This window comes from Pedobacter sp. (assembly GCF_045628745.1).
In the GTDB taxonomy this organism is placed as follows: Bacteria; Bacteroidota; Bacteroidia; order Sphingobacteriales; family Sphingobacteriaceae; genus Pedobacter.
In genome coordinates this window covers 19893-28133 of sequence record NZ_JAZQPU010000011.1, presented here as the reverse complement: position 1 = coordinate 28133, position 8241 = coordinate 19893, and the positions used below count along the sequence as shown (strand labels likewise).

The following is an 8241-nucleotide window of genomic DNA, read 5'->3' as shown; positions in this document are numbered from 1 at the left end:
CCACAATGGAATTATCTTCATTTGCAGGTCGGCTTGCGAGATATCTCGAGCGCATACTACCAGAAAACTGACCAAGTTGTTTAACACTCAGCCCACCAGCGAAAGTAAATTTGGGTGCCAATGGAATAAAGTTTTCACCCGATGGGTCATCCAACGATCTGCCGTGTGTATAAGTGGCATCTCCATTTAAAAACAACCAGTTGGTCAACTGGTAACGCAGGCCAAGGTCAACGCCTTTTCTGGCTGTTCTTCCGCCTGGCTCTACCACACCCTCGTCGCCCACATAAACAAATTCTTGCTGTAGGTATAAATACCATAGCGCAGCATTCACAATAAGGCGATCAAGGGGCTTCCAGCTAACACCTAAATCTGCACCATAGGCTGCTGGCAATATTTTATACCCTTGTTGAGCAACCACTACACGAGTATCATTACTGTGGAAACCTTTGCCTAGTTTCAAAAAGAACTGAAGATCTTTGCTTTGATTGTATAGAAAGTTAAGCTTAGGACTCAGGATTGATTGCTGCTGGCTTGACTTTTCTCCTCCATTTAAAAGATCTGAGTAGCTAAAGTTAAGAAAATCAACCCTAATTGAAGGATTAATCATCAATTTACCTAGTTCATAGCTCGCATTTAAAAAACTGTAGCCATTAGCCTCATTTACGTTACCCAGCATAGAAGTTTCAAGTGTTGTTGTACGATTGAGGGTATGAGAAAGCTCTAAATCATTTACATCGTCATAGCGCAAACCCACACCAGCCTGCAAGGTTAATTCTGAATTTTTAAAGCTATATTTTTTATTCAACAAAGATTCAAAACCTGCTATATTTCTGTTATCCTTCTGGCGGATCTGGTCGCCGTTTACCGGATCGTTTAAAAAGAAAGTGAAGTTGGAATACAGTTCAAATTTATACCTGCTATAAAAGGCTGAGCTCTCAAGCCAGGTAGCTGAATTAAAATACTTATGATACTTGACATTCAGGTTACTTCTACTGGTTTCGCCACCTTCATTACTGTCAATTGCACCAAACCTGGTAATCAGCCCTTCATCAACAGCACGCTGTGGAATTTGTCCGGAGGCATTCCATTTGCTCGTAAAGGTTGATGCCGTGATGGAAAGCTTGTCTGAATTGGCAAAGTTAACCGTGTATTTACCAAAGAGATTAAGTCTTTTGAAATCCTGTGGGGCTTCAAAATAACCGTCTGTCTTAAGGTAATCAGCTGCAAAATATGCCGCTTGTTTAGGGGTATTTAATAAATTAAATAAGCCTAAGGCTTTATATGTGTTAAATTTACCCCCCTCTAAGGTGATGCTACTGTTATCCAGGCGTTCTTTAGTTTCAAAGGCAACATAACCAGCAGTAGCAAGATTTCCTTTATTGGCATGGTATGGCCCTTTATCAAAGTCTATCTGACCTACTGTTTCGGGGATCAAAAAATGAAGATCTGCATAGCCCTGACCATGACCGTGGCTCACCATGTTTACAGGCATCCCATCAACCGAAATATTGATATCTGTTCCATGATCAAGATCAAAGCCTCTTAAAAATAGTTGTTCTGCTTTTCCGCCACCGGCATGCTGACCAATAAAAAGGCCGGGAACTTTACGCAGCAATTCCTGTGAAGAGCTAACCGGATTGGTTTGAAGATCTATGGCAGCAACTGAAGAAAGGTGGTTTATACCTTCTGAAACAACTACCTCGTTAAGTTGAAAAGCTGAAGAAAGTAAGCGAATAGTTTTTTGATCAGTGCTATAGGGAACAATAATTGTTTGATAACCAATATGACTTACTTTGATAGAATCACCTGTCTTGTTATTTTTAAGCACAAAAGCACCTTTTTCATCTGTATGTGCATGGTTTCCATTTTTTGTATTCAGAAGATACACATCTTTTAGCGGAATAGAATTACTTTTTGAGAATATATTACCTTTAAAATCTTGTGAAAATGCATGTTGGAAAATTAAGAGACAAATAAATGAGAGGTAAATTTTCTTTATATAATTCATGCCGACCTTTAACGATGATTATGGTTATTAATGGGCGCAAATGTATTACTATAAATGGATTTAACAGATGATTATAATATTAATAAACAGAAACCAAGTGAAATAATTGGTCTAGCCATCGCCATGCCTTACCTTATTTAGTGATGAGCAATAAATAAGGGCAAATCCAAACTACTCATTAAAGTATCAGCCATACTTCTTTTTACCCATCTAGAGAATCCGCTTCTTCTATAAGCTCCTAAAACCACCAGTTGATGAGCACCTGTAACCTTTAAGTGTTCGATAATCGTTTCTTCTGCCTCACCACTTAACAAATTATAGGTTATGTCAGTAAATCTGCGTTTCATAAAATTCCTCATCAGTTCGGTGTCGGGTGGTGTAAACGCCTTTGTATTTTCATTAACAGTAAGCACTTCAATGGGCATATGATGCCAGTTTTCTAATAGATAACTAAACATTTTGATGGCATAAAGAGAGGATGGTTCTTCGTCATATAGAAATACAATTTTCTTAACATCCTGATAATCATCAGGGACAACTAATACAGGACATTGGATACCACTTAATAATTCTTTAATAAATCCCGTGGGCTCCTGACGATCAGCATGACTGAATTTTTCACGTTTATTGATCACAATCATATCGGCAAACATACTTTCATAATGAAGCTCAAGTAGCGGAAGACTATGGTCACGATGAATGGAAAAGTTAATTCCTGCACTATGGCAGGTTTTTTCAAATTCCTCTACAGATTTAGCTCTTAATTGCTCATCCTGTTTATCCAGTTCCTGAATAGTCAGCTCTGAATAAGGTGTTGTTTTAATCACTTTGGCAAGATTATAGCTCCGGTAAAAAAAAGCATCAAGAAATACACCTGTCAGATGACCATTCTGAAGTCGGGTGAGTTCAATTGCATATTTCAGTGTACCTTGACATAGTTTAAAACCATCAAAAACAGCAAGAATCTTTTTCATAAACCTTGATTTAGATTTAAAGCATATTAGCTATTTAACTGTGTTAATGTATACCTGTCCTTATTTCCAAGATTAATTGAGTGATTGTAAATGAGCAGTGCGCTGACAGACTACACCTAAAGTTACTAATTATCAATCACTTAAAGAATGATAAACATCACTATTTAATCATTAAAATTGAGCTTAATCTGCCAATAAAACAACGTCATCCACATGACAGAAAGCATTTGCTATCCCCTCTGCTAAGAATCCAATCTCAACTTTTCCATTTTTAATCCTGATCTTTTCAAGCCTGATGAATTGCCAGGTGGGATGTGGATTTTTAAAGCTCAGCACAAAGTTTTTACCAGCACTTTTTGCATACATTTCAAGCGTATTAAAGCCTTTGCTATTCTTCACTTTTGCGGTTAAGGTATAAAATCCATCAGGAAGTTTAACGTAGGGGCTTGAACTGACCATTTGAGAAACCTTTCTTTTAAAGTTGATGTGATCGCTGATCTGCAGACTTTTCTCGCCGATCACTATTTTGCGGTCAGCCTCCGTATTGAAATGATTCAGCGTCGGTGAAAGTGTATCAGTTACAATTTTATTCCCTTTAAGTACAGTAGAAAACCAACCCGTCAACTGCTCTTGCACAGGCTTAACCATACTGGGAATCCGTTTTCTGTCGGCTTCAAAGCTTCCATTTTTAATGTAATTATTGTCTTTGGCAACACTCCACATACCTGATTTCACATCAAGATTCCAGGAGCTGAGCGAATTAAAATAAGGCTTTTCCTCTTTGAAAGATAAGGGCAGCCATTGGTTAAAACCTAATCCGTTACCTGCAAAATTTGCCCAGCGATCGCCACAATAAAGTACGGTTTCCTGCTTGCTTCCTTTGATTGTATAAAAGAACCCCGTTTGAGAGATATGTGCATAATCATCACTTGCACCCTCCATCACCAGCATCTTGTTCGTTGGGGTGTAAGGTCCTCTGATTTTGTCTGCTACAAGGTAGTAGGCATGAGAAGCATCCCAACCATATATGTTGGAGGCAGCCATGTAAAATTTGCCTTTGTATTTAAACATGCAATTTCCTTCACGGCTCTCTCCCTGGAAGATCATGGTGCAATCTAACAGAGTGACCATACCTTCATTCATACCTATTTCAGACACATAGATTTTGCTCCTGCCCTTTCCATAAGAATAAACTAAATAAGATTTACCAGTATCTTCATCTGTGAAAACGGTTTGATCGCCGGTATTGGAAGTGCCGATCCTTGAAGTCATATCCAGCTCCTGATGCCAGTCAAAATTGCCTGTAGGCGAAGCTGCAAGGGTAATCAATACCCGAGGGCCATGTTGAACAAACATGGCATATTTGTTCAATTCTTTAACATAAGCCACGCCTAACCGGCCCACCCATGTTGGTCTTTTACCCAGCTTTGCCAAATGCTCTTTGGTAAAAACATTCCGTTCAAAAGTCCAATCCACCAGGTTCGTTGAGCTGTAACAGGTTACGGCTTCAAATGTATCTTTTGAATGGGTAACCGATGGATCAGCCTGGTAAGCCGCAGCTTCTTTGTAATGAACGCCGTACCAGTAATACTTTTGGATTCCTGTAACTGGGTCTGGGAATTTAAATATTCCACCACCCTGGCTGTAAATAGGTTGACCGGCTGTGGTATTCCAAAAAACATCGTTTTTAATATTGAGCTGCTGTGTTTTTGTAAGATGAGATGGTTGTGCTTTAATTGAGCTGCTAATTCCCGAAACGAATATCAGTAATACAAGGAAGAAGGTGATTTTCTTGATTATCCGATCTACAATATAAGCAGATAATTTTTCAATAAATGTCATTGATTACATTGGTTTAGGGGTGTTCATATCTAGCAAAAAAAAAGGGGAAAAAGACCAACTTAAGTGGTTGGTCTTTTTAAAGCCAAGTTCAAATGCGTAAGCGCTCCAAAATGCATAGCGTCTTCAGCAAGAACATGGTTAAAATAAGCGATGGCTTTGTCTGTTTCCTGTAAACCCAGCAAGCCCAACCCAGAAATGTATTTGCAATGTATTTCATTTCTCTTGTTCAAATCAGCTTCAAAGATCAGCAGATCAGGAAGCGATACAGCGAAATAATCTATTTTAATTTCTTCGTGGAGGTGATCATCCCCATACTTAATTAAATTACTAAACACCTGGTTAGCACGATGGAGGTTGCCTAAGCGCCTCCATGCAAGTCCCTGATAAAATATTTGATCAGGCTGCTGATCATTATAAAATAAGGCTGCTGAAGGCTCGTCAAGACCAATGGTGGCCTTATTGAAATATGCCATTGCCCTTTGATCGTCATTCAATCCTTCATAGGCCACGCCTAGCCAGTAAAACACATCATTTTCCTGTTTACCAAATAATTTGCCTTCACCAAGATGGTGAGGGTATACTTGTGCCTGATCCAATAATGTGATGGCCTGCCGGTAATCTTCTTCCTTAATACAGGCTTTCGCTAGCTCTACCAGGCTATATACATACTGTCCGGATGCTTTGCCTTCGCCACCTTCCCAGGGGTGAAATTGCCTGGTTTGAAGAAGATGCAGCGCATGATCGTGCTCGGCCTTGAAATTGTGCAAGGCTATTCTTTCCAGGTATAAATCATCGCGTTGACAGCACACCTCCTTGTTTTCATCTAAAAAGGCAATGCGCGCTTCGGGAGATCTGTTTAACTTTTTATAGAGCTGGTCTAACTCCATCAAAATTCGTGCATCTGTTGGATCAAGTGCAAAAGCCCTTTCAAAATACGCTAGCGCCTGGTCAGGATCTTTCAGTTTATTATAACTCGCAATGCCAAGGTTTCTTAGTGCTGTAGGAAAATTCCCATCACGTTCTACTGCGAGCTGCCAATAAGTAATGGCATCTTCATACTGACGTTTATCGTAATACAAATTCCCCAGGTAATAAGGCGCCCTGGCATCATCAGGATGAAGAGTCATAGCCAGTTTTAATATGGTGATCTCCTCCAGACGATTGGGGAAACAGAGGTAAGAATCAGCATTTGCAGCTTCTTTAAAATAAGCCAATGCCCCTTGATCGTTGCCAAGTTGATGATCAAACCAGCCCAGGTAATAGTATACAAGAGGGTTTGATCCCGTTTGTTTAACGGCAGACTTCAATAAATCAGCTGCTTCGTTATATAATCCGGCAGTAGCATAATCTAATGCATATTCAATGAAATTCTGCTCATAGCCTCTTGAAAGTTTTAACAACTCGGCCAGTGCATTGCTCTTCCCTTCAATATTCCCTATTTGAGCAAACGCCAAAGAAGATTCATATAAGGCACCCAGGTTAAACGGATCTCTTTCAAGTGCCAGACTACAAACCGTAAGTGCTTTTAAAGGCTGCCCCAATTTTCTGTGAGCAGCAGATTTAACTACATAGGCCTTGCTATTGCAAGCATTACAATCAATAGCCAGTGTAATGTGACTTAAAGCGAGTTCATATAGTCCCCTTGCCAGATCAATTTGTGCCACGGAAAAATAGCCAGATGCTCTCCATGCATTTCCCCAGGTGGCTTTATAAAAGGATTTGTAAGCTTCAGCAGTTTGATTCTGAAACCTCAGACTCAGCCCTAAATTATAATAAGGCTCTGTGTCATATGGATTAGCATTTCGCTGAACACTGGTTTCAATAGCCTTTCTAAAGTAAGTTTCACTTTTCTGGAATTGCCCTCTTCTGAGGTACCATACACCCAGTGCATTATTACTACGGATATCTTTCGGATCTCTTTTTAAAGCTTCCTCATAATATGGAACCGGACTATAGGTAGCATGCCTGTACTGTTCAAGGTGTTGCCCAGTGAGAAACAGCTGTTCATTATTCTCCGTGTCTTCAGGAGCAAGTGCAGGCTTTGCCGGTTCAGGGATGTCATTTTTTTGGTTCAAAGCTGGCTCATACCTGATCAGTTCCTGCCCCCATGCTGCGCATACAGTTACCAAAAATTGATCTTCATCCCATAGCGGATCTACAGAAAGTTTTTGCACATACACCTCTTTTGGATCCATGCTAAGCTGATCATTCCATAACAATTGATCTTTGTGATAAAGCTTCACACTAAGATCCGTTTGAATTGAAGTAACATATATTTTCAAGATGACCTGATCATCAACTTTATCAATAGCCAGCAAGATATCTTTTGTTGCATTCTTTACCATGCCCAGTTCTTTATAAGGCATAAAATACTGGGTAAAAGACTTTTCCTCGTTGGGCATTAGCCAGGTAAAATCGGGCTGGTTGTCAGTGAACATACCCGTCATCAATTCAATATAGGGGCCATCTTCGTCTGTCAGGTTTCTATCCCATGCTTGTCCAAAATCGCTATGCCCCCATGTCCATTGCTTTTTACCCGGTGACACGTGGTGATTAGCTACATGAAGTAATCCTCCTTCGCTGTCATTTTCATATCCACCCACAAAATCATATTCAGAATTAATGGCCATATAGGAAGTAGGCACAGGAATATTTTTGTACATCGAGATGTCTGTACCAGGTGCATAGTCTACCTTATAATAGGTACCAGTAGCAATAGGAAAGGTAGATACATCACGTTTTCCATGGTCGAACACGGCATTTACATCTGGTGGAAAAACAGATTGATAGTGATCGTTAACTTTCACTGCCGGATTTGCCCACCAAAGAAAGGTTTGAGGAAGAGCAGTTCTATTTAAAAGCTTTGCTTTGATCTCAATATAGGCTTTCCCAGGATGTAAGGTAAATCCTGCCATACCCTTTGTATGGAACATTTGTTCAATCTCATTTACCCAAACAGTTTTACTGCCATCTTCGTGCTCTTCAATTTTATAATCAATAGGATCAAATGTACTTGGACGGTGATGCTGTGGCCAATTAAACTCAATTCCTCCAGAAATCCATGGCCCTGTAAGCCCTACAAGAGCAGGTTTAATCACCTGGTTGTAGTAGATAAAGTGTCGTTCCTTTATTTTATCATAAGCCATCTGAATTCTGCCACCCAATTCAGGTAAAATCATGACCTTGAGGTATTCGTTTTCCAGGAATAAAGCATTGTAAGCCTTATCCTGTTTTTCATCATAGATTTTTTCAATTACAGGATGAGGATAAACCGCACCGCTGCTACCCTGATAAATTCTTTTTTCAAAAAACATCGGATTCTTTTCAGGTTTACCAACTCCATAAGTTGGTATAACAACCTGCTCCTCCCAAACGTTTACATAGTTTGATGTATTCATGTGCTAATACAGTATTTTG

At 39.7% G+C, this 8241-nt stretch carries 4 protein-coding genes; all 4 read right to left on the bottom strand.

The window, feature by feature from the left end; translation table 11 throughout:
- On the bottom strand, positions 1 to 1888 hold a 1888-nt coding region (locus ACR2F7_RS00610; protein WP_432711673.1), incomplete at its 3' end, for a TonB-dependent receptor.
- 257 nt (positions 1889 to 2145) lie between these two features.
- Positions 2146 to 2982: a universal stress protein gene (locus ACR2F7_RS00605; protein WP_432711672.1), complete on the bottom strand. Its 837-nt coding sequence runs from the start codon at positions 2980 to 2982 to the stop codon at positions 2146 to 2148.
- 183 nt (positions 2983 to 3165) lie between these two features.
- Positions 3166 to 4824 carry a family 43 glycosylhydrolase gene (locus ACR2F7_RS00600; RefSeq protein WP_432711671.1) on the bottom strand — a complete coding sequence of 553 codons (1659 nt, stop codon included), beginning with the start codon at positions 4822 to 4824 and terminating at the stop codon, positions 3166 to 3168.
- Between the two features lie 59 nt (positions 4825 to 4883).
- Complete coding sequence (locus ACR2F7_RS00595; protein WP_432711670.1) at positions 4884 to 8222, bottom strand: DUF5107 domain-containing protein; 3339 nt, start codon at positions 8220 to 8222, stop codon at positions 4884 to 4886.
- Positions 8223 to 8241 lie beyond the last annotated feature (19 nt).